Origin of the sequence: Collinsella aerofaciens (assembly GCF_019131995.1) — a bacterium.
In the GTDB taxonomy this organism is placed as follows: Bacteria; Actinomycetota; Coriobacteriia; order Coriobacteriales; family Coriobacteriaceae; genus Collinsella; species Collinsella aerofaciens_S.
The window spans coordinates 1-854 of record NZ_JAHONA010000069.1; the positions used below are offsets into that span (position 1 = coordinate 1).

Consider the following 854-nt stretch of genomic DNA (forward strand, 5'->3'; position numbering starts at 1 on the left):
CGCCTGTACCCGCTCACGCTCGTGACCTCCAAGCAGCTGCTGCCGGTCTACGACAAGCCCATGATCTACTACCCGCTCAGCACCCTCATGCTGGCGGGCATCCGGGACATCCTGGTCATCTCCACGCCGACCGACCTGCCCAACTTCGAGCGCCTGCTCGGGGACGGCTCGCGCTACGGCGTGAACCTGTCCTACGCCGAGCAGCCCTCGCCGGACGGCCTGGCGCAGGCCTTCACCATCGGCGAGGAGTTCATCGCCGGCGAGCCGTGCGCCCTGGTGCTGGGCGACAACATCTTCTACGGCAACGGCCTGTCGCGCCACCTGACGCGCGCCGTCCAGAACGCCGAGTCGGGCCGCGCCACGGTCTTCGGCTACCACGTGGACGACCCCGAGCGCTTCGGCGTCGTGGAGTTCGACGGCGAGGGGAGGGCCGTCTCCATCGAGGAGAAGCCCGCCGAGCCCAAGAGCTCCTACGCCGTCACCGGCCTGTACTTCTACCCGGGCGACGTGGCCGCCAAGGCGCATAGGGTGGAGCCCTCCGCGCGCGGCGAGCTGGAGATCACCACGCTCAACCAGATGTACCTGGAGGAGGGGACGCTGTCCGTCGTCACCCTGGGCCGCGGCTACGCGTGGCTGGACACCGGCACCATGGAGAGCCTGCACGAGGCCGCGGAGTTCGTCCGCGCCGTGGAGCACTCCCAGGACCTGCCGGTCTCGGTCCCCGAGGAGATCGCCTGGGAGAACGGCTGGATCACGACCGCCGAGCTGGAGGAGGCCGCGAAGGCCTACGGCAAGTCGGTCTACGGGCAGCACCTGAAGAAGGTCGCCGCCGGCGAGATCGTCAACAGCCCGCG

The 854-nt window shown here is 69.4% G+C and carries 1 protein-coding gene; it reads left to right on the forward strand.

Going from position 1 to position 854, the window contains the following annotated elements; genetic code table 11:
• Positions 1-854: glucose-1-phosphate thymidylyltransferase RfbA (rfbA, locus tag KSY82_RS10200; RefSeq protein WP_217751126.1), on the forward strand; the 854-nt coding region annotated here is incomplete at both ends.